Genomic DNA, 19637 nt, shown 5'->3' on the forward strand with positions numbered 1-19637 from the left:
AAAGAGCAATTTTGTTGGTTTCTGTGATATCGCCGGGGTTACATCATCAAAAACGGCGAGCCGACATAGTTTTCCGCCAGTACCCGCATGGCACTGCGCGATTTCACGGTGTATTGCAACTCCGATAACTGTAAGCGTTGCTGGAAGGCACTGTCGTCATGATGAGTATGCAGCATGTTGGTCATCCACCAGGAGAAATGCTCCGCCCGCCAGACGCGTTGCAGTGCGTCGTCACTGTAGCTGTCCAGCCTCTGCCAGCGCTGGTGGCGATAAAACGCCTCCAGTGCCTGCGACAGCAGGCAAACATCCGCCATCGCCAGATTCAGCCCCTTCGCCCCGGTCGGCGGCACAATGTGTGCTGAGTCCCCCGCCAACAACAGGCGTTTGCAGCGCATGGGTTCGGTGACAAAGCTGCGCATGCCGACCACGTTTTTTTGGAATATACGGCCCTTTTTTAGCGACCAACCGTCGTGATTCTCCAGCCTGCTCTCCAGCTCGTTCCAGATGCGATCGTCCGACCATTGGTCGACATTTTCCTTCGGGTCGCACTGGAAATACATCCGCTGTACGCCCGGTGAACGGGTGCTGATCAGCGCGAACCCTCGTGGGTGCCGGGCGTAGATTAATTCGTCGCTGGACGGCGGGGCCTCTACCAGAATGCCGAACCAACCGAAAGGATAAACCCGGGTATAGTCCTGACGCAGCCCGCCGGGCATCGCCGCCCGACTGATGCCGTGAAAACCGTCGCAACCAATGACAAAATCGCAGTCAATGCGCTGTTGTTCGCCCTGATGACGGTAATGCACCTGTGGCCGCTCGCTGTCCAGCGCCTTGAGTTCCACCTGTTCCACCTCAAAATGCAGTTGGCCGTTCGCGGCCTGCCGTGCGGCAATCAGATCTTTCAGCACCTCATGCTGGGCATAAACGGTGATCGCCCGGTCGGTCAGTTCGGTCAGATCGATACGGTGCTGCTGACCACCAAACGCCAGTCGGATACCCTGGTGCTGTACCCCTTCTTTGCGCATGCGTTCGCCCAGCCCGGTTTGATTGAGTAAATCGACCGTTCCTTGCTCCAGCACGCCGGCGCGAATGGTGGACTCCACGGCCTGCCGGCCACGCGTTTCCAATACCACCGACTCAATGCCTTGCAGATGCAGCAGATGTGACAGCATCAATCCGGCCGGGCCGGCGCCAATAATCGCTATTTGTGTACGCATGGTTATCTCCTTATAGGGCTTTGTTGAGCGGGCCGGACAATGCCGCCGCCCTGGCAGAAAAGTGTTTGACCATCAGCGCGACCGCCGCCACCAACGCCGGGATCGCCAGCAGGGTGAAAATGGTGCTGAAAGACAGTTGCATTTGCATCAGCACCCCGCCACTCATCGCGCCCAGAATGCCGCCGAAGCGCCCCAACCCGAGCATCCAGGCGACGCCGGTCGCCCGTCCCTGGGTAGGGTAAAATCCGGCTGCCAACGCGGGCATGGATGACTGCGCGCCGTTCATGCAGGTACCGGCGATAAATACCGTCAGCGCCATCAGTATCGGGTCGCTGTAGACATAGCCAATGGCGCAGACGAACAACCCGGTTAACAGGTAGCCCACTGCCACCACCTTGTGCGGATTCATGCGGTCCATCAGCCAACCGATGATCAACACGCCGATGCCACCGCCCAGAGGAAATAGCGCGGTAATCAACGAAGCCTGACGAATGGAAGCCCCCGTTTCGCGAATTAACAGCGGCAGCCAACTGGTCAGCAGATAGAAGATCATCAGGCCCATAAAATAGGTCAGGCACAGCATCAGGGTGCCCAGCAGATAACGCGGGGAGAAAATCACCCCCAGTGCCGATTTGGCCTTCACCTGGCCTTCTTCGTTCAGGCTAAAACGTAACGGCTCGGCCAAATTGAGCGGTGCAATGCGTTTGAGCACGGCGGCGATGCGTTGCGCCGGGTACCCATGCACCACCATAAAACGTGCTGATTCCGGTAGTGCAACAATCAGCACTACGGCCAATAGCAGCGGCATCACGCCGCCCAGCACCATCACGCTCTGCCAGCCGAAATGCGGGATCAACCAGGCGGAAACGAAACCGCCCATCGACGACCCGAGCGGAAAACCGCAGAACATCAGGTTTACCAACAGCGCACGTTTACGTTCCGGCGCATATTCCGACATCAGGGTGGCCGCATTGGGCATCGCCGCCCCCAGACCCAGACCGGTCAGAAAACGCAACAGCGTCAACATGGATAATGAGGTGGCGAACGCCGTTAACAGACTGAAACCACCGAACAGGAGCAGCGATAGCACCAGTACCTTCTTACGGCCAATGCGATCCGCCAGAGGGCCCGCCGTCAGTGCGCCAACGGCAAGCCCCACCAGAGCAGCACTCATCACCGGCCCCAACGATGTCTTCTCTATTCCCCAGTCCTGTACCAGTGAGGTAGCGATAAAACCGATGATTGCGGTATCGAAACCGTCCAGCGCCACGGTGAGAAAACACAAGACAAGGATCAGCCACTGATAACGCGAGAAAGGTTTGTTATTGATAAACGACTGAATTTCTATGGTGTTTTGCTGGGTCATAGAGCGCTTCCTAGGTTGGCCTGGCGAGATAAACCCGGCGGTAACGGCCAGGCGTTAGCTGGCAAAGTCGCAATTTGTGCGATTATCGAAACTTGGTTCGTTAATCGCCTTTCCATCAAAGCATCGCCAACAATAAGTTTCAATATTGTTAAATTAATTAGCGTGCGATAACCGAACGAGAAAATTACGATATTGCAGGAAGGCTTTTATTATCAGTTTAATAGCTTGCTTTTACGTGAAATGGTGCCGTTGGGGTTCTGTGATCTGACTAACATTGACGAAACATACCTTGCCGATATTCTCAGAAGCGGAATTTGCCCGGTCACAGTCCCTTGAAAGCGCAGTCTTCTCAGCTAAGCTGAAACGGATGAGGGTAAAAATAACAATTAGTTACTGACTGGGCAGGTATCCATGAGCAAAAGCGTGAGTGGTATTGTTTGCTGTCTATTATTTCTGATGTCATCCCTGTGCTTTGGCGCTGAACCACGTCAACTTGCTACCGACCAGGAAAAAGCGCGCACGCTTTATATTTTTCATCAGCCGATCGTCATGCTGCAGGCAAAATTCGGTTTTACCACTCCGGAAGAACGCGTGCTGCGTATCCGTGGCATGTTGCGCTCCCTCACAGAGGACGACATTCGCCAACCGGTGCAAGTCCATGTGATAACTCGCTATAACCAACAAGGACGGCTGTTTACCATTAACGGTAAACCCTTGATGTTATTAACGCAGGGGGATCTGGATGAAGGGGATGATCTCACGCTCGATCAGGCTTCCCTTCGGGTGCTGACAAGACTCAATACCCAGCGCGCAGCGCTGATAGAACAATATTCGTCTTCTTATCTGGCCATTGCGGTGGTGAAAGGTCTGGCCGGAACCCTGGCACTGGCGCTGGTATTTTACGCTGCATTCAAATCCTGGCAGCGCGTTAAAAAGTTTTATGCCACCAGAATAGCCCTTAAAAAGGGTTGGGTTCCGCAAAGCTGGCGCGTGCTGCTCGGCGCGTTTGAATCCCGCTTGTATGCCCTGCTGATGATTTTGCTGAGCATTGGCGCCTCTTATATTTGGTTGAGCTGGCTGTTTCGGTTATTTCCGTGGACGCGCATTTGGGGCGAGTCCTTGGGTGACTGGTCCGTCGGCGTGATACAGCAAGTCACCTTATCCATTGTTTCCGCGTTCCCTGGACTGGTGATTGTCGCCATCATCTTTTTACTGACGAGTTTCATTCTCAAGCTGCTCAAAGCGCTGTTAAAACGCGTCGAAAGTGGAAGATTGGTGGTGCCCGGCCTGCATCCTGAAACGGTAGGTGCCACGCGTAAACTGATTTCGGTGATGGTCTGGCTGTTTGCCCTGTCGGCCGCCTATCCCTTTTTACCGGGTGCCAACTCTCTGGCATTTAAAGGCGTCAGCGTTTTCTTTGGGCTGATGTTAACTCTCGGCTCTGCGGGGTTGATGAATCACGCCATGAGTGGGCTGGTACTGACCTATTCACGCGCGTTGCGCAAAGGTGACTTTATCCGGATTGGGGACAATGAAGGCCTGGTCAGCGAAGTCGGGATGTTGGCGACCAAAATCCTCACACGTGAAAGTTACATTGTCACCGTACCCAATGCAGTGGTCGTCAGCGGTAAAATCACCAATCTCAGCGCCCTTAACCCCGGTGATGGCATTAATCTCACCACCAGCGTGACGATTGGTTACGACACCCCCTGGCGGCAGGTTCACGCGATGCTGGAACTGGCGGCCAATCGTACCAAGGGCATCGACAACCGGGTTCGCCCGTTGGTTCGCCAGCTCAATTTAATGGACTGGTACATCGCCTATGAATTGCAGGTCAGGCTCGGTGCCGGCGAATCGGTGCCCAGCGTCAAAAGCGAATTGCATAGCCATATTCAGGATGTATTCAACGAATTTAACGTCCAGATTATGTCGCCGAACTTCGTTCTTCAGCCCGAAAACGCCGTGATGGTCGCTCGAGAAAACTGGTACACCGCGCCGGCGGCGCAACCGGATAAGCAGCCATGACCAAATTGGGCGCCCTGCTGGCTCTGGCTTCCTGCCTTGCCTTCCCCTTTGCCGTTCAGGCCGCAGGGATGACAGACGCGGAAGATGGCATGCTGGATATGGGCGAAAACATGAGCGATAACCACTACGGTTTTTTGCCGGTCCCGGTGGTGATCACCGAACCGGCCGTGGGCTATGGCGGCGGCATGTTTGGGCTTTTTTTGCACGATAGCGGCCAACAAAATGCCACGCCCCGTGCCGAAAGGCGCAGCGCGCCACCGCCAATCAGCGCCTTTGGTGGCGGCGCTACGCAAAATGGCACCTGGTTTGTCGGTGGAGGGCATCGGCATACCTGGAATAACGACAGCATTCGTTATCTTGCGGCCGCCGGTTATGCGGATATCAATCTGGATATTTACAGCGGCGATATTGCCGGTTTTGGCGGCGGTCATGGAGTCAGCACTCAAACCAAAGGCTACGGCGGAATGCAGAAACTGCTGTTCCGCCTTGACGATACGCCGTTCTTTGTCGGCGCTTCACAGTTTTACGCCAATACCACAATCTCTGCCGATAAACCTTTCATCAATCAGGCGTTGCATAAGCTGCTGGGGGAGTCCAGCACCAGTTCCGCGCTGGGACTGGTGCTGGAATATGACACGACAGACAACTTTTTTTACCCCCGTCATGGCTTATCCGCCTCGGCGGAATACCAGTTTTTCACGGATTTTCTCGGCGGCAATTACCGCTATGACACCCTGACTTTGGACGGTAAATATTTCCATCCGCTGGGCCGTGATTTCACCCTGGCTCTCGCCGGTAACTACCAGTCATTATCAAATAACGAAAGCCATTTACCCCCGCTGGCGCGCCCCTACATCAAACTGCGTGGCATCCCGAGTTATCGCTATCAGGGTGACTACGTGGCTGTTGGACAAACTCAATTAGAGTGGCAAATGACGCCGCGTTGGGTGGTGCAAGGATTTGTCGGAGCCGGCAGCGCCAGCCGCGATAGCCAAACGCTTTTCGACAAGACCGAAATAGCCTGGGGCGGCGGCTTTCGCTATCTGATCGCGCGAAAGTTTGGCTTGCATACCGGGATTGACGTCGCCTTTAGCGGCAGCGATCAGGCGCTCTATTTTAATATTGGATCTGGGCTGTAAGCCGGTTTAAACCGGCCTTCTCTCACTTTGCCTAACGTGGAGAACCAAAAAATGAAAAATCATGGGCTTTGCCCGGCAGGCGGCAAAAACATCTCACTTCGTTACGCTAAACGAGTGGTTTTTTCCCTGCTGTTTTTATCGGGCGCCGCCATCGGGGGCACCACTAACGACTCAAACCAAAGTGACAGTACCTTTCCCATTTGGGGAGATGAAGCCCGCGCCCGCGGCTATAGCATTCCGCTGCCGTTCGGCGTCAATCTCAGTTACATGAACATACGCCAGAATATTGACGTCGACAGCATTACGTTTTCCGGCCTGAAACTCGGCGATCACCCGATCCCCAGCGATCTGTTCAATATTGATGTCGGGAAGACACGCCAGCGCAGCAAAAGCGAGAACCTTCGGCTGGATATGTGGGTCTTCCCGTTTTTGAACATCTATGGTTTGGTCGGGCACACCAGAGGGTCATCTTTATCCCAGGTTTCTGTCGATGCCGACCCGTCTAAATACACCGGCATCGACCGGATCATCGCCTCTGCGGTACATAACCTTAATCAAAGTGGCGATCTTCAAAATATTGACTTTGCTCTCGACTTTAAAGGCACCACCTGGGGCACCGGGTTTACCCTTGCGGGGGGTTATGAGAAATGGTTTGCCCTGGTCGACACCAACTATACCCGCACGGACTTTGACATTCTGGATGGCAAAATTTCAGCCATCACGGTTTCGCCGCGTGTGGGTTATCGCTTTGACATGCCAGCCATCTCCGGCCCCTCTCACCTGAGCCTGTGGATAGGCAGCATGTATCAAAATGTGGATCAGGAATTTAAAGGCAACCTTTCGGATTTGCATATGCCGGCGAATCTTCAGCCACTGATTGACTCAGTGAATAAGGACAACGGCGGGCGCTTTGATGTCAAACAGCACCTCTCTTCACCGTGGAATACCCTGATTGGGGCGCAGTACGAACTTACGCAGAACTTCAACGTGTTGGCCGAAGTCGGTTTCAATGAGCGCAACAGTTTTTTCCTGGCGGGTGAATATCGATTCTAATGAAGCGACATGTGCTGCTGTTGGGCGGACTATGGGGCCTGTTGGCGGGCCCTGTTGATGCGCAGTTGCTCACGCGTGAATCCATCGACCAGTTTCTCGGTACCATGGGGGCTGACGATCAATTCAACGCGGGCAAAGGCGTGAACTGGACGGTGTTGCCAGGGCCTTTTTATACACCGGAGTTAAAGCTGGGCCTGGGGGCGGCAGTCGCCGGGCTGTACCGTGTCGATCCCAACGATACGCTGACGCAAAACTCCTCCATCTCCTTTACCGGTTTTATCAGCACCAGCGGCGCTTTGGGTCTTGGCCTGAATAATTACACGTTCTTTAAGGACGACCAGTGGCGGCTGTTTGTTGAAGGCTCGGTGACGAAAGTCCCAACGGAATTTTGGGGTGTGGGCTACGACGCGGCGCAGGGTTCCGGCCAGAAATATACACAGGATTCGTTCAGCATTCATCCGCAGGTCTTTTATCGGCTGGTCGATAATCTTTATGCCGGTGTGGGCTGGGATTTTTCTACGTTGAATGCCAAAATTGATGATCCGCAGCCTGGCGACACGTTTTCCCGCTATACCGACTCAACGTCGCCACTGAGCTCTGGCGCAACCTTCGCCCTCAATTACGACACCCGCGACGCCATCACGCAGCCAAAAAAAGGGCAGTATGCCAGCGTACAATACAGTGTCTTTGACCCGGCGCTGGGTTCGGATACCCATTTCACCGCCCTGCAGTTGCAATACAATTACTACTTCCCGCTTAACGAGCATGACGTGCTGGCGTTTGATGCCTGGGGGCGTTTTGCCCAGGGAGAGGTACCCTGGGATCGTCTTTCACAAGCCGGCGACGACCGGCGGTTGCGCGGCTATTTTCAGGGACGCTACCGCGACAACGATGTCATCAGCACCCAAATTGAATACCGCAAGAAACTGAACTGGCGGCACGGCTATGTGCTCTGGTTAGGGGCGGGAACCTTGGGTGGCAACCCGAATGAAATGGGGCAACATCCTATTTTACCCACGGTAGGTATAGGGTATCGTTTTGAAATTAAACCAGATATGAATCTGCGGCTCGATCTCGGCGTTGGACGCGAGAGCGCAGGGTTTTATTTTCAGGTCGCGGAGGCCTTTTAATGCGTTGTTTTCTTCTCGCCTTGTTGTTGGGTGTCACCACGTTTAGCCATGCGCAATCGGGTAAAGGCGATATTTTACCGGTTGAGCAGGCAAGACGCGTTTGGCCTGTTGCGCAAAACCTTGCCGCACCTGAATCGTTGCGCCCTTGCTGTGCATTTGGCTACAACCTCCAGGTGCGCGCGGCAGGCATTCCGATCCCCGTGTATCAAATTGGCAACGTGCTTTCACTCAGCACACTAGGCCACCATCATTACAATGACAGTGCGCTGGGCGCGGTAAAAAATATCATTGGCCTGAGTGATGAAGCTAACGGCCTTATCTATACGCGACGCGGTGGGTTTATTGATATCGCCCATGTGCGCGATACTGCCGATAACACCTTCTACCTCTTCACCCGGCTGTACCCGCAATTGGGTCGGGAATGGCGTCTGTTTTACAGTGAAGAATTAGGGTTAAGACGCGCTCAGTTCCATACGTTTACCCTGCCGGCTTCGATGGTGGACAGGTACAATTTGGCGGTGTGGCTGGCCGGGCATGTGGCATTTCAACTGGCGCAGTGGCATGAGATCGCCCAGTGGTACGGTTTTCAGTCGGTGCCTGGCTTTTCTGAGGAAATCTCCGCCTTCTCACCGGAAGATCTCTACGCCAATTTGCTGGGGGCCAGGCTCGCCGTCAATGTGATTTTGCAGGGCCACGGCGGCTCTGTGGAGAATTACAATCTGGCGATGGACCAGGCGCTTTCCCAGGCGTTAATTAATCTTGAGGCCGTCAATAAGGCCGAAACCGAACGCCAGTTCCGCGAAGTCGACGGCGATTGGTGGAATAGCAAACGCCGGGTGCCCGATAAATTCTTAGTCCTTAATCGTAATTACGATCTCAGTGAAAACCGCATTCCTACCCCAGTGCCTTTTGAAACAGCGATACCGTACCGCTTGACCATGCCGGTGAAAGTGGCGGGGTTAACCTTAAGCCATCTGGGAGAACTGCAAATTCATAAGGGCAGCGATATGCGCCGCCTGCCGGCCCCCAAAACATTCTATCGCCCGGCACAGTTTTCCTCACTGGCAGAGCAGGCGCGGCAGGCCGATCAAGTCCAATTGCAACGCCTCAGCCATTGAGCTTAAAGGCCTTTGGCGGTTTCCTGGCTGACCAACTGCGCCTGACGGTTATACCCTCTGGCACCTTTGATAAAGATGGCGCAGGCGGTGATCAACGCCGGAATGGCGATAATGGCAAAAATACGGTCGAATCCCCAGCCCAGCGCCAGCATTTCCGCCCCGGCGAAGGCACTCAGGATGGCACCAATACGCCCAACGCCGTGCATCCAGCTAGACCCGGTGGCACGCGCCTCGGTCGGGTAATAATGCGCCGATAGCGCGTTCATGCCGGTGTTGGCACCGTTCAGGCAAAAACCACAGGCCAGTGCCAATACGCCGAGCATCAGGCTGCTGTGGGACGCCAGGCCGATCAGCAGTGTCAGCCCCGCCCCCAGCAGGTAAATCATGCCCAGCGCCCGGTGTGGATTTACCCGATCCATCAGCCAGCCGGCGAACAGCGAGCCAAAGGTGCCACCCGCCTGGTACAGCGCGGTGATCACTGCCGCCTGCGCCACGCTCATGCCAATGCCTTTCACCAGCGTCGGCAGCCAGCTACCCAGCAGATAAACCAGAAACAGCGCCATAAAATAGCCCAGCCACAGCATCAGGCTGCCAAAACGGTACTGCCGCGAGATCACAATCTGCATGGCCCCTTTACCGGGAGCCACCAGCGGCGGCAGGGTATAACGGGTGTTGGCATCGGTACTGCCCGGTGCCAGCTTTTCCACAATGTTGCCAATACGCTGATTGCTGGCGCGTTTGGTAACCAAGAATCGTACCGATTCAGGCAGTTTGGCCATCAACAGCGGCACACTGAGCAGCGGCAATATGCCACCGAGCAACAGCAGCGCATGCCAACCCATTTGCGGAATGACCCATGACGCCGCGAACCCGCCCAGCGCAGCACCGAAGGTAAAACCGCAAAACACCACGGTGATAATGAAGGAGCGTTTCTTTTCCGGCGCATATTCGGAGATTAAAGTGCCGACGTTCGGCATTGCCGCCCCCAGCCCCAACCCGGTCATAAAACGGAAAAATATCATTTGATCAATATTGTGCGAAAACGCAGTAACCAGCGTCCAGATGCCAAAAAAGAACACGCTGTTAATAATGATCACTTTACGCCCGAGCCAGTCCGCCAGCGGCCCGGCCAGCAGTGCACCTATCGTCAGACCGACCAGCGCCGCACTGATCACCATGCCCAATTGCTGATTGCTGACGCCCCACTGGCTTTTCAGCTCAGGGGCGATAAACCCCATCAGGGTAATGTCGAAACCATCCAGCGCGATAACGATAAAGCCGAGCAAAATAATCAGTTTTTGATAACCGCAGATGGGACGATCGTTGATCAGCGTTCGAACATCAATTTCGTTTGAAGCCACAATTTTTCCTTGCTACCGACGCCAAAAAAGCCAATGTTCGAGGAACGAACTGACAGGTGGCTCTACTGTAAGAACTCCCGTGCGGCTCGGCAACGGAGATTATCGATAACCTGGCGCTCATTGAACCCAATGGTACGTTCTCTCACCATCAAAAAAACCACTGCATCTTTTACCGACAAGACAATACGCTGAGATTGAGCCATAAATCCCCTTTACTGCCCGGAAATAGCCCCCAGGCACGTGAAAAATAATGTTGTCAAATTGTGAGAGGGATCTTCCCAACCCTGCGATTACCGCCGTCAGGGTTTACATGTGAGCAATTTGACGTCGTTCACAAAAGCGCAGCGGCAGCGGATTGTATTACCGGGTGACCCCAGTTACTCTTAACCGGTGTTCCTCCAAGATAAGTGACTGATGTTTTGAACAATGATGATATCCCCGCGACTAAACGCAAAAACGATCCTGTCGGGCTGAAACAACGTATTTTCGCTGCGGCGCTGACCGAGTTTGCCGAGGCCGGTCTGAAAGGTGCCCGCATGGAGAATATTGCCGAGCACGCAGCCACCACCAAACGCATGGTGGTTTATCATTTCAAAACCAAGGAATCCCTGTACCTGGAGGTGCTGGAACACGTGTATCAGCATATTCGCGCACACGAAACCGGGTTGGATCTGCAAGCCCTGGCGCCCGTCGCCGCCATGACTCATTTGGTAGAGGAAAGCTTTAATTACCATGCGGAGCACCCCGACTTCATTCGGGTGATCTGCATGGAAAACATGATGCGCGGCCAGTATATCCGCCAGTCGTCGCGTATTAAGGCGTTAAATCAAAGTGCCTTGACCCTGCTGGAAGAGATATTGCAGCGCGGCAAGCAAGAAAAACTGTTCACGCCGGACGCCAGCGCCGCCGACGTGCATCGCTTGATCAGCAGCCTGTGTTTCCACTACGTTGCCAACCAGTACACCTTCAATGCCCTGTTTGAAAGCCATGAAACACCGGAAGAACAGGTTCGCCATATTCGTCAGTTGGCCGTCGCGGCGACGCTGCGCTATCTGGCGCGGTAAACACGGCTTTTTGGGAGATTGCGATGACCAAGACCTCAGTCGGTGAAGAGAAGACGGCACCTGATAGCTTAGTGTCCGCCGCCAGCGGCGATCCCTTCAAGGGCGACCCCAATTTTATGGCCTCGCTGGCCCGGGGCCTGGAGGTGATCCAGGCTTTTACTCCGCAGCGTCGTCTGATGTCGATTTCACAAATCAGCCAGAAAACCGGCATTCCACGCGCAGCGGTGCGTCGTTGCCTGTATACCCTGAACAAGCTGGGGTTTGTTTACGCGCAGGACGGCAAAAACTTTGAACTGCGCCCACGGATCCTGACGCTGGCCCATGCCTATCTCGGTGCCACGCCGCTGGCGAAAGCCACCCAGCCGGTACTGAAACATATCAGCCAGCTGTTGAATGAGTCCTGCTCTATCGCCACGCTGGACGGCGACAATATTTTGTATATTGCCCGTGCCTCTGCCGAGCGCATCATGACGATAGATCTGAATATTGGCAGTCGCCTGCCGGCGTTCGCGACCTCAATGGGCCGGGTGCTGTTGAGCCATTTGCCGGTTGATAAGCGGGAGGATTACCTGCAACGCATCACCCTGATGCGCTACACGCAATACACCATTGGTTCGGTCGATAAACTGCGTGAGGAACTCGATAAGGTGCGCGCCCAGGGCTACGCGATTAACGATCAGGAATTGGAAATCGGCCTGCGTTCCATCGCAGTGCCGATTGCCTCGGCTAATGGCGGCGTCACTGCCGCGTTAAACGTTGGGGTGCAGGCAGGTCATGTTCCGCTTGGCGAACTGACCGAACGTATCCTGCCGATCCTGCTCGAAGGCGCGCAGGAGCTGTCGCTGCTAAACCATTAAAGCGACTGCTGCGCGGTGGCCAGATACTTGGCCATTTCCGTCTCGGGCACCATGCCACCACCGGTCGCCCACACCAGGTGGGTAGCATTGCTCATCTGTTGTGCATTCAGCCCCTGGGCCGCCAACCACTCACTGGCCGCCGTAACCCGCCACGGCCCTGGCATACCTGCCAATGCTGAAGGCTCAAGCCGAATATGCTCATGACTGTCCAACAGCCCCAACAGTGCAAACATCTCGCGGTCGCCAAGGGTGTAAAAGCCGGAGAGCAAACGCTCCATAGCACGGCCGACAAAACCGGATGCACGCCCCACCGCCAGCCCGTCCGCCGCGGTCTGGTTATCAATGCCCAGATCCTGTACCGCGATACCATCGTGCAGGCCGGTATGCACGCCAAGCAACATGCAAGGCGAATGCGTCGGTTCGGCAAAGATACAGTGCACGTGGTCGCCAAAGGCCAGTTTCAGCCCAAAGGCCACCCCACCAGGCCCACCGCCAACGCCACAAGGCAGATACACAAACAACGGGTGCTGAGCATCAACCTGGACACCACTTTCGGCAAACTGACGTTTCAGGCGGCCACCGGCCACGGCATAGCCCAGGAACAGCGTCTGAGAGTTCTCGTCATCGATAAAGAAACAGCGCGGATCGCTCGCCGCCTGCAAACGGCCCTGTTCAACGGCAACGCCATAGTCCTGCTCGTACTCCACCACGTTGACGCCATTCTCGCGCAGCTTCTGTTTTTTCCATTGGCGTGCGTCCGCTGACATATGCACGCTGACACTAAACCCCAGCCGGGCGCTGATGATGCCAATCGACATGCCCAGATTGCCGGTAGATCCAACGGCAATGCGGTAACCGCTGAAGAATTCGCGAAATTCCGCCGAGAACAACTTGGCGTAGTCGTCCGTCAGTTGCAACAGCCCGGCCTCCAGCGCCAGTTTCTCCGCATGCGCCAGCACCTCGTAGATACCGCCGCGCGCCTTGATCGAACCGGAAATCGGCAAATGGCTGTCTTTTTTCAACAGCAAACGCCCGGCTAGCGGCAAGCCATAACGCTGGTCGAGCGCAGTTTGCATGGCGTGAAGCGCGACCACTTCAGATTCAATCACGCCATTTGTGGCGCGGGTTTCCGGAAAGGCGGCACTCAGATAAGGGGCGAAACGCGCCAGACGTTGTTCTGCGTCGGTCACGTCTGCGGCACCGAGCCCTACAAACGGCAGCCCGACCTGCAAAGTGGTCGCGCGTGGGTTGAACCAGGCCACAGGTTTTAACTCGATCAGTTCCTGCACCAGCGGGAATTGCGTAACCAACTGCTGAATCTGTGTCTTTTCCATGGTTGTTCTCTGCGCTGCATATAAGGTTATGCCTAGGGTGCAGCGATTTACCCAGGCTGACAAATGATAATAATTCAGCCTTGAGTGAGCAGGATTGATTCAAAAATATGATTTACTTCAATTTATCACTTACATCGACGTCTTGGGTGATGCTGCATCACCCTAAGAGCGCCCCGCAGCCAGGAAGAAACTGCGGGGCATCAACCCGCGTATTCTTAATCGCGCGCCGCCGCCTCCAGCCCGGCGATATCCAGTTTGACCATCTGCAGCATCGCTTCAGTGACCCTGCGCACCTTCGCACTGTCGGGATCACTCATCAGCTCGGCCAAACGCTTGGGCACTATCTGCCAGCTCAGTCCCCAGCGATCGCGCAGCCAACCGCACTGCTCAACCTGGCCACCGTCACTCAGCGCTTGCCAGAGTCGGTCGACTTCTGCCTGATCGGCGCATTCGACCATAATGGAAAAACTGTGATTAAAGGCATCCAATGGGCCAGCCTCGAACGCCGCATAGCGCTGATCACCAAGGGTAAAAGACGCCAGTTTTACGCTACCGGCCGGACCGCTGGGGCTATCGGCCGGCAAGGTGGATTGCCAGTTCAGGGAAGATCCCGGGATCAGCGCTATGTAGTAACGCAACGCCGCTTCCATATCTTTCTCAAACCACAGGTTTTGGGTTATTTTCACAATCGCCCCTCCGCTACTGGTCCAGGATAGGTTCGAAGCCGCCGAAGATCATTCGTTTGCCGTCAAACGGCATTTGATCACCGAGCGCTTTCATGCGCGGGTCGGCCATCATCTTCTGGTTGGCTTCATCGCGAACCTCTTTTGACGGATATTCGATCCAACTGAATACCACCACTTCGTCGGCTTCAGCCTTAACCGCACCGCGAAAGTCGGTGAGTTTTCCCTCGGGAACATCATTGCCCCAGCATTCGACGATCCGCGTAGCCCCAAATTCTTTAAACAGCGGTGCAGCCGCGGCGGCCAGTTTTTTATACGCCTCCTTATTGGCGGCCGGCACCGCCACTACAAAACCATCAACATATTTCATCGGAGTGTCCTCTTGTCGATTAGACAGTCGGGTTGGCACCGGCGGAACTGCCGACGCCCTCTTCCATTTTAGACCCCATTAGCGGGGTCAACCATTAACGAGGGCGGCCGGGTTTTAGATTTCGGGGGAATGCTGCGGCAGGAGTTCTGGCGTGGCGACTCGGTTGCGGCCGCTATTTTTGGCTTTATAGACTGCCAGATCGGCGATTTTCAGCAAGTTATCGAGATCCTGCCCGGCACCGCCAATGCAGGTGACCATGCCGATGCTGACGGTGATCTGTAAAGAAGCGCCGGCAGGCATGGTGATGGATTCCAGTTCAATTCGGCGACGCAGACGTTCGGCCAACGACAGCGCATCCTGTTGTTGCGCAATGGGTGCGACGATCGCAAATTCTTCACCCCCCATGCGGCCAAACAAATCGTTATCGCGCAGACCACCAGTAATGGCGCGGGTAAAGGACAACAGTGCCACATCACCGCCGGCGTGACCAAAGCGGTCATTGATCGATTTAAAATAATCGATATCCAGCATCATAATGCAGACCTGCTCCCCTTTTTGGCTGACCAGCCGCGTTCCGCGCTGCATAAAAGCGCTGCGGGTCAATACATGGGTCAGCGCATCATGATTCGCCACGTGCTCAAGTTTACGCAGCAGCGCATTGCGGGCAAAATTCATGCTGGCAACGGCAATCGGCCCCAGCGCCAGTAACGCTACGCCAAGACGCATCGACACCGTGTTTTGCAGCATTTTCATATCAAGGTTAGTGGTAATCAGACCCAGATCGATCGCCAAATGGCACCACAACACATAAATCAACACCGCAACCATAGTGCTGAACAGCGAGAAAGACATCGCCAGCCATAGCAGGATCGGCATCGGGAAAATCACCGCACCGGGGCCACTAATCAAAATGCTACCGATGCAGGCCAACAGCAGCAGGAGTAACACCGCTATTTTTCTGACGGTATTGGACCACTGGCTGCGTAGGGTCACAGTCTGGGAAATGCTGCGCAGATAGCCTTGCCAGTCCAGCGGAAATGCCAGGATAAACGGCATCAGCGTGATGTAATTGGTGAATTCCGACGACAGCCATAATGCCAACGCAGGGAGATACTGGCGATCAAACAGCAGCACCGAAGCCCCTGCGCCCAGTAAACCCGTAGTAGTGGCACTAGCCAGGCAAATGGCGAACAGAAAAATACTCGATGAGGTGCGTTCCAGGGTTCTGACCTGCGGCGATAATCGCATAAACAGATAAAACCCGACCACTACGCCGGCTATATTGGCGCTATTAAGCAATATGGCTTTGCCGAGTGAGCTACCGGTAACCAAATCCGCAGCCAGGTAGCCTGACATCGCCATCAACCAACCCATAGGACTGGCAAGCGCCGGACAGCGTACCAACACGGCCAACAATACCGCATTGGAGGGCCAAAATAGCGCCAACAAGCCGATGGGACGGCTTTCGATACCAAAGATGCAGGTGGCGAATACCAGCAGAAAGACGATCAGCGCGTGGCGTAATTTTGTGGTGCCAGGTAACTCAGTGGTGTGCATCTTGCTTCCAGAAGCTTGCGAAGAATACGGATAAAAATCGACCTGCATGATGGCGGCCATTAGCCTGCTCACCCGGCCTGGCAATGCCTGCTTTATGAACAGCCAGGCTGACATTATTGCTACTTTTCGTGGGCCTGACATCCGTTTATTGAAAATATAAAAATATTGTTGTGTTTCAATCTGTGGCTAAGACAGCAACCGCCACAAACCAGACAAACATTCACTATCCAAATTGCATATATGCGAATTATAATAAAAATGATAATCGTTATTATTTATTACTTTGATATGGAATACTATGTGCCAGGTAGAAAATCATCGTCTGAAAAAAACAAAAAAACGTCAGGCTCTTCGTTCGCTTCCCCTCCTCGTTAGCGTCTTGCCGGTGCTGCCCATCACCGCCGCACTGGCCGAGGATGATTCACTCACTGTGACCACCAACGCTTTACCTGCCGAGGGTTACAGCACCGATAGCGCCTCGACCGGCAGCAAAAACAACACCCCGCTCAACGAGGTACCGCAGTCCGTCAGCGTCGTGACCCCTGAGGTGATTAACGACTTTCAAGTCAAAAGCGTTAATGACGCCATGAAATTCGTCAGCGGCGTGACTCAGGGCAATACTCTTGGCGGCACCGAAGACGGCTTCGTCAAACGCGGCTTTGGCGTCAACTCGGATGGTTCGGTATTTATCGATGGCATCCGCAGCAATCAGGGGTTGAGCATGGATGCCACCACCGATCGTGTGGAGGTTCTCAAAGGTTCGGCTTCGCTGCTGTATGGCATTCTCAGCCCCGGCGGCATCATCAATCTGATTAGCAAGAAACCGCAGTACGACTGGAATAGCCGTATCAGCGGCGCCACCAACAGCTTTGGTGGCGGTAGTGGTTCCGTTGATGTCACCGGGCCATTGGGGAACGGCTTTGCTTTCCGCTTTATTGCCGAACGCCAACACCAGGATTATTGGCGCAATTTCGGCACCGACGAACATACGCTGATCGCCCCCTCGCTCAGTTGGTTTGGCGACAAGGCTGCCTTTAATATCGCCTACAGCGAGTACAAGTACGATATCCCCTATGATCGGGGTACCGCCTTTATCAATGGCAAACCGGTCGATATCCCCTATAACCGCAGGCTGGATGATTACGCCAACCACGCCTGGGGCAAAAACAAACGTCTGAACACACACTATGAGTATGCGCTGGACAGCACCTGGACCACCCGCTTTAACTATGCCTGGATGCAACGCCGCTACGACAGTAATGAAGTGCGCGCCACTGCAGTCAACACCACCACCGGCATCGTTTCACGCCGTGCGGACGCTAACCGCGGCTTCAACCATCAAACCGACTATTACTCCTGGGATCTGAATGGTTCACCGGTTGCACTGGGCATGCAACATGACCTGCTGATTGGCGTCGACTATGAGAAAAATGAAACCTACAAGGCCTACTCCTATCGCGGCAAGGTATCGCAAACCTTCAATATGTATGACCCGGTGTATGGCGAAACTCCGGTAACCAACAGCAGCACTTACAATGATGCCCTGAGTAACCTGCGCACTACCTTGTACAGCCGTTCGGCCTACGTCAAAGACAGTATTCATTTGACTGACCAGTGGATAGCGGTACTGGGCGCTCGTTACCAGTCTTACTATCAGAACAACAGTAACGGCTTCCAGAACCCACAAAACACGCTGAACGACAAAGATAACAAATTCCTGCCGCAGGCGGGTGTGGTGTATAAACTGACGCCGGCCGTTTCTTTATATGCCAACTACAGTCGCTCCTTCACCCCGTCAACGGCGGTGGATGACAACGGCAACGTCGCCACACCAGAAACCGGCGCCACCTATGAAGTGGGTGGCAAATGGCAGGTAAATCCGGCGTTGGATGCCACTTTGGCGCTGTATCGCATAGATGAAAACAATATGTCGATCTTTATCAACGGGGTGACTCGCAGTATTCCCAAGGCAAGATCGACCGGTGTTGAACTGGAGCTGAACGGCGAAGTCGCCCGCAACTGGGATCTGACCGCCAATTACAGCTACGATAAAACCGAGATTGTGGAAGACAACCTCAACCCGGACAACGTCGGCAACCGACTGGTAAACGCCCCCACCAACATGGGCAGCCTGTACCTGAGTCATCGTATAACGCTGCCGATAGTTCCTGGTGATGTACGTCTTGGCGGTGGGGGGCGTTATGTCGGTCGTCGTGCCGGCGATCCGGAAAACAGCTTTACCATGCCGGCTTACACCGTGGCAGATGCGTTTATCGCCTGGGACAGCAAGCTTGTCGGCAAACACACTCAAATTAAACTGAACGTCAAAAACCTGTTCAACCGTGAGTATTATGCGTCCAGCGCGGGCAACCTGCGGGTGATTGAGGGAGAACCACGTAGCCTGAGTCTGCAGGCTACGGTCGATTTTTGATTGAAAGCCCCGGGTACAACTGCACGCTACCCGGGGATTATTTGCTGTTATTTCAGCTTTAGCATCTTCCCGAGCAAAATATCGGTTGATTCGAGCATGTCCGTATCAATGCCTGCGGAGGGCGTAAAGGTCAATTCTCCAAAAATGGGTTTGCCGTTGGCAATATAGAAATCGACACGGACAAACTCAAAGGGTGCAGATAATTTTCTGGCATACTCGAAGAGATCATCATACCCCTCGGGTTTCACAAAGGCATCGATTTCCTGCTGGCTAAGCGCCAAACAATCCTGGCTGTAGCAAAGAAACTTGAAGTCTTTATCAAAAAAGTAATATTTCGGCGTGCCGGTTTCTCTACCAACACAAAGTAAGGTGCAGTAAGGAACGCCATGGAAACAGTATATTTTATAATCATCAGGGCCATGCCCACTGGATGACTCTATAAATTTTTCACCAATTATTTTTTTATTTATCTGCTTATAGTTCAACTCTGCATAGACCTTCCAGTAGTCCTCTTTCATCCAGTTTTCAATGGTTTTAGCGGCTTTGGTAACGTCCAGTGACTTCTTGTCCTGGCAAATCAGGTTGTAACCTGAACCATGGTTGCCCTTAATCACAAACTTATCAGGCAAAGACCCCCAAGGGATCTCATCGACTGAATCGCAAACGAAGTAAAGCTCATTGAGAATGTCTTCACAGCCTTTCGCTTTCAAATACTCTCTGACTGCGTATTTATCGGCACATTGCGTAACCAGCGCATTGTTGCTGTAACCGTTAAGTTTCAGATAATTTATCTTTTCGTTCCAGGTCACTGGCGGGTTAAGATTTAATCTTTTCCCGAATGCTTTTTTATATATTAATTTGGTTTTAAAAGTCGGTGTAAATGTGGCCAATTGATTCATAATAAATTTATTAATATTCTTTTTCATATAACC

The 19637-nt window shown here is 53.9% G+C and carries 16 protein-coding genes; 8 read left to right on the plus strand and 8 right to left on the minus strand.

The window, feature by feature from the left end; all coding sequences use genetic code 11:
* Positions 1-38 precede the first annotated feature (38 nt).
* On the minus strand, positions 39-1217 hold the full coding sequence (locus E5C26_RS12775) for a 4-hydroxybenzoate 3-monooxygenase (RefSeq protein ID WP_135316642.1): 1179 nt from the start codon (positions 1215-1217) through the stop codon (positions 39-41).
* Between the two features lie 10 nt (positions 1218-1227).
* Positions 1228-2583 carry an MFS transporter gene (locus E5C26_RS12780; RefSeq protein WP_135316643.1) on the minus strand — a complete coding sequence of 452 codons (1356 nt, stop codon included), beginning with the start codon at positions 2581-2583 and terminating at the stop codon, positions 1228-1230.
* Positions 2584-2994: 411 nt separating this feature from the next.
* On the opposite strand from E5C26_RS12780, the gene E5C26_RS12785 reads away from it, so the two are divergent.
* From E5C26_RS12785 to E5C26_RS12805, 5 genes are read left to right on the plus strand one after another with little or no spacing between them, the layout of a single operon-like run.
* A complete protein-coding gene (locus E5C26_RS12785) occupies positions 2995-4608 on the plus strand; it encodes a mechanosensitive ion channel family protein (RefSeq protein WP_135316644.1) in 1614 nt (537 codons plus the stop codon).
* Positions 4605-5747 carry a BamA/TamA family outer membrane protein gene (locus E5C26_RS12790; RefSeq protein ID WP_240776015.1) on the plus strand — a complete coding sequence of 381 codons (1143 nt, stop codon included), beginning with the start codon at positions 4605-4607 and terminating at the stop codon, positions 5745-5747. Before E5C26_RS12785 ends, E5C26_RS12790 begins: the two co-directional genes overlap by 4 nt.
* 51 nt (positions 5748-5798) lie before the next feature.
* Positions 5799-6800: a hypothetical protein gene (locus E5C26_RS12795; protein ID WP_167796646.1), complete on the plus strand. Its 1002-nt coding sequence runs from the start codon at positions 5799-5801 to the stop codon at positions 6798-6800.
* A complete protein-coding gene (locus E5C26_RS12800) occupies positions 6800-7930 on the plus strand; it encodes a BamA/TamA family outer membrane protein (protein ID WP_135316645.1) in 1131 nt (376 codons plus the stop codon). Before E5C26_RS12795 ends, E5C26_RS12800 begins: the two co-directional genes overlap by 1 nt.
* Complete coding sequence (locus E5C26_RS12805) at positions 7930-9048, plus strand: DUF4056 domain-containing protein (protein ID WP_135316646.1); 1119 nt, start codon at positions 7930-7932, stop codon at positions 9046-9048. Before E5C26_RS12800 ends, E5C26_RS12805 begins: the two co-directional genes overlap by 1 nt.
* A 2-nt stretch (positions 9049-9050) precedes the next feature.
* Here the strand turns inward: E5C26_RS12805 and E5C26_RS12810 are convergent, their stop codons facing one another.
* Positions 9051-10412 (minus strand): MFS transporter, encoded by a 1362-nt coding sequence (locus tag E5C26_RS12810; protein ID WP_409513907.1) that lies wholly within the window; start codon positions 10410-10412, stop codon positions 9051-9053.
* A gap of 416 nt (positions 10413-10828) precedes the next feature.
* Between E5C26_RS12810 and E5C26_RS12815 the strand changes: the two genes are divergently transcribed.
* Positions 10829-11473, plus strand: coding sequence for a TetR family transcriptional regulator (locus tag E5C26_RS12815; RefSeq protein ID WP_135316648.1), 645 nt, complete (start codon positions 10829-10831; stop codon positions 11471-11473).
* 23 nt (positions 11474-11496) lie between these two features.
* Positions 11497-12330, plus strand: a complete 834-nt coding sequence (locus tag E5C26_RS12820; RefSeq protein WP_135316649.1) for an IclR family transcriptional regulator domain-containing protein — start codon at positions 11497-11499, stop codon at positions 12328-12330.
* On the opposite strand, the gene E5C26_RS12825 is transcribed toward E5C26_RS12820, so the two are convergent.
* The 4 genes from E5C26_RS12825 to E5C26_RS12840 form a co-directional block, all read right to left on the minus strand.
* Positions 12327-13664, minus strand: a complete 1338-nt coding sequence (locus E5C26_RS12825) for a D-serine ammonia-lyase (RefSeq protein WP_135316650.1) — start codon at positions 13662-13664, stop codon at positions 12327-12329. The two genes, E5C26_RS12820 and E5C26_RS12825, sit on opposite strands and share 4 nt — an antisense overlap.
* A gap of 215 nt (positions 13665-13879) precedes the next feature.
* On the minus strand, positions 13880-14350 hold the full coding sequence (locus E5C26_RS12830) for a VOC family protein (RefSeq protein ID WP_135316651.1): 471 nt from the start codon (positions 14348-14350) through the stop codon (positions 13880-13882).
* 13 nt (positions 14351-14363) lie between these two features.
* Positions 14364-14717: a DUF1428 domain-containing protein gene (locus E5C26_RS12835; RefSeq protein WP_135316652.1), complete on the minus strand. Its 354-nt coding sequence runs from the start codon at positions 14715-14717 to the stop codon at positions 14364-14366.
* Between the two features lie 114 nt (positions 14718-14831).
* Positions 14832-16274 carry a GGDEF domain-containing protein gene (locus E5C26_RS12840; protein ID WP_206194270.1) on the minus strand — a complete coding sequence of 481 codons (1443 nt, stop codon included), beginning with the start codon at positions 16272-16274 and terminating at the stop codon, positions 14832-14834.
* 298 nt (positions 16275-16572) lie between these two features.
* Here E5C26_RS12840 and E5C26_RS12845 point away from each other — a divergent pair, with 298 nt between their 5' ends.
* Positions 16573-18705, plus strand: a complete 2133-nt coding sequence (locus E5C26_RS12845) for a TonB-dependent siderophore receptor (protein ID WP_135316653.1) — start codon at positions 16573-16575, stop codon at positions 18703-18705.
* 47 nt (positions 18706-18752) lie between these two features.
* Here E5C26_RS12845 and E5C26_RS12850 read toward each other — a convergent pair whose 3' ends face one another.
* Positions 18753-19631, minus strand: coding sequence for an ATP-grasp fold amidoligase family protein (locus E5C26_RS12850; RefSeq protein ID WP_135316654.1), 879 nt, complete (start codon positions 19629-19631; stop codon positions 18753-18755).
* Between the last annotated feature and the right edge of the window lie 6 nt (positions 19632-19637).

Origin of the sequence: Serratia proteamaculans, from assembly GCF_004684015.1 — a bacterium.
Classification (GTDB): Bacteria; Pseudomonadota; Gammaproteobacteria; order Enterobacterales; family Enterobacteriaceae; genus Serratia; species Serratia proteamaculans_F.

Coding starts and splice junctions, on each gene's coding strand:
- E5C26_RS12795 (WP_167796646.1), top strand. CDS start 5,799: ATGAAAAATCATGGGCTTTGCCCGGCAGGCGGCAAAAACATCTCACTT.
- E5C26_RS12805 (WP_135316646.1), top strand. CDS start 7,930: ATGCGTTGTTTTCTTCTCGCCTTGTTGTTGGGTGTCACCACGTTTAGC.
- E5C26_RS12780 (WP_135316643.1), bottom strand. CDS start 2,583: ATGACCCAGCAAAACACCATAGAAATTCAGTCGTTTATCAATAACAAA.
- E5C26_RS12785 (WP_135316644.1), top strand. CDS start 2,995: ATGAGCAAAAGCGTGAGTGGTATTGTTTGCTGTCTATTATTTCTGATG.
- E5C26_RS12845 (WP_135316653.1), top strand. CDS start 16,573: ATGTGCCAGGTAGAAAATCATCGTCTGAAAAAAACAAAAAAACGTCAG.
- E5C26_RS12850 (WP_135316654.1), bottom strand. CDS start 19,631: ATGAAAAAGAATATTAATAAATTTATTATGAATCAATTGGCCACATTT.
- E5C26_RS12820 (WP_135316649.1), top strand. CDS start 11,497: ATGACCAAGACCTCAGTCGGTGAAGAGAAGACGGCACCTGATAGCTTA.
- E5C26_RS12825 (WP_135316650.1), bottom strand. CDS start 13,664: ATGGAAAAGACACAGATTCAGCAGTTGGTTACGCAATTCCCGCTGGTG.
- E5C26_RS12800 (WP_135316645.1), top strand. CDS start 6,800: ATGAAGCGACATGTGCTGCTGTTGGGCGGACTATGGGGCCTGTTGGCG.
- E5C26_RS12835 (WP_135316652.1), bottom strand. CDS start 14,717: ATGAAATATGTTGATGGTTTTGTAGTGGCGGTGCCGGCCGCCAATAAG.
- E5C26_RS12840 (WP_206194270.1), bottom strand. CDS start 16,274: ATGCACACCACTGAGTTACCTGGCACCACAAAATTACGCCACGCGCTG.
- E5C26_RS12790 (WP_240776015.1), top strand. CDS start 4,605: ATGACCAAATTGGGCGCCCTGCTGGCTCTGGCTTCCTGCCTTGCCTTC.
- E5C26_RS12775 (WP_135316642.1), bottom strand. CDS start 1,217: ATGCGTACACAAATAGCGATTATTGGCGCCGGCCCGGCCGGATTGATG.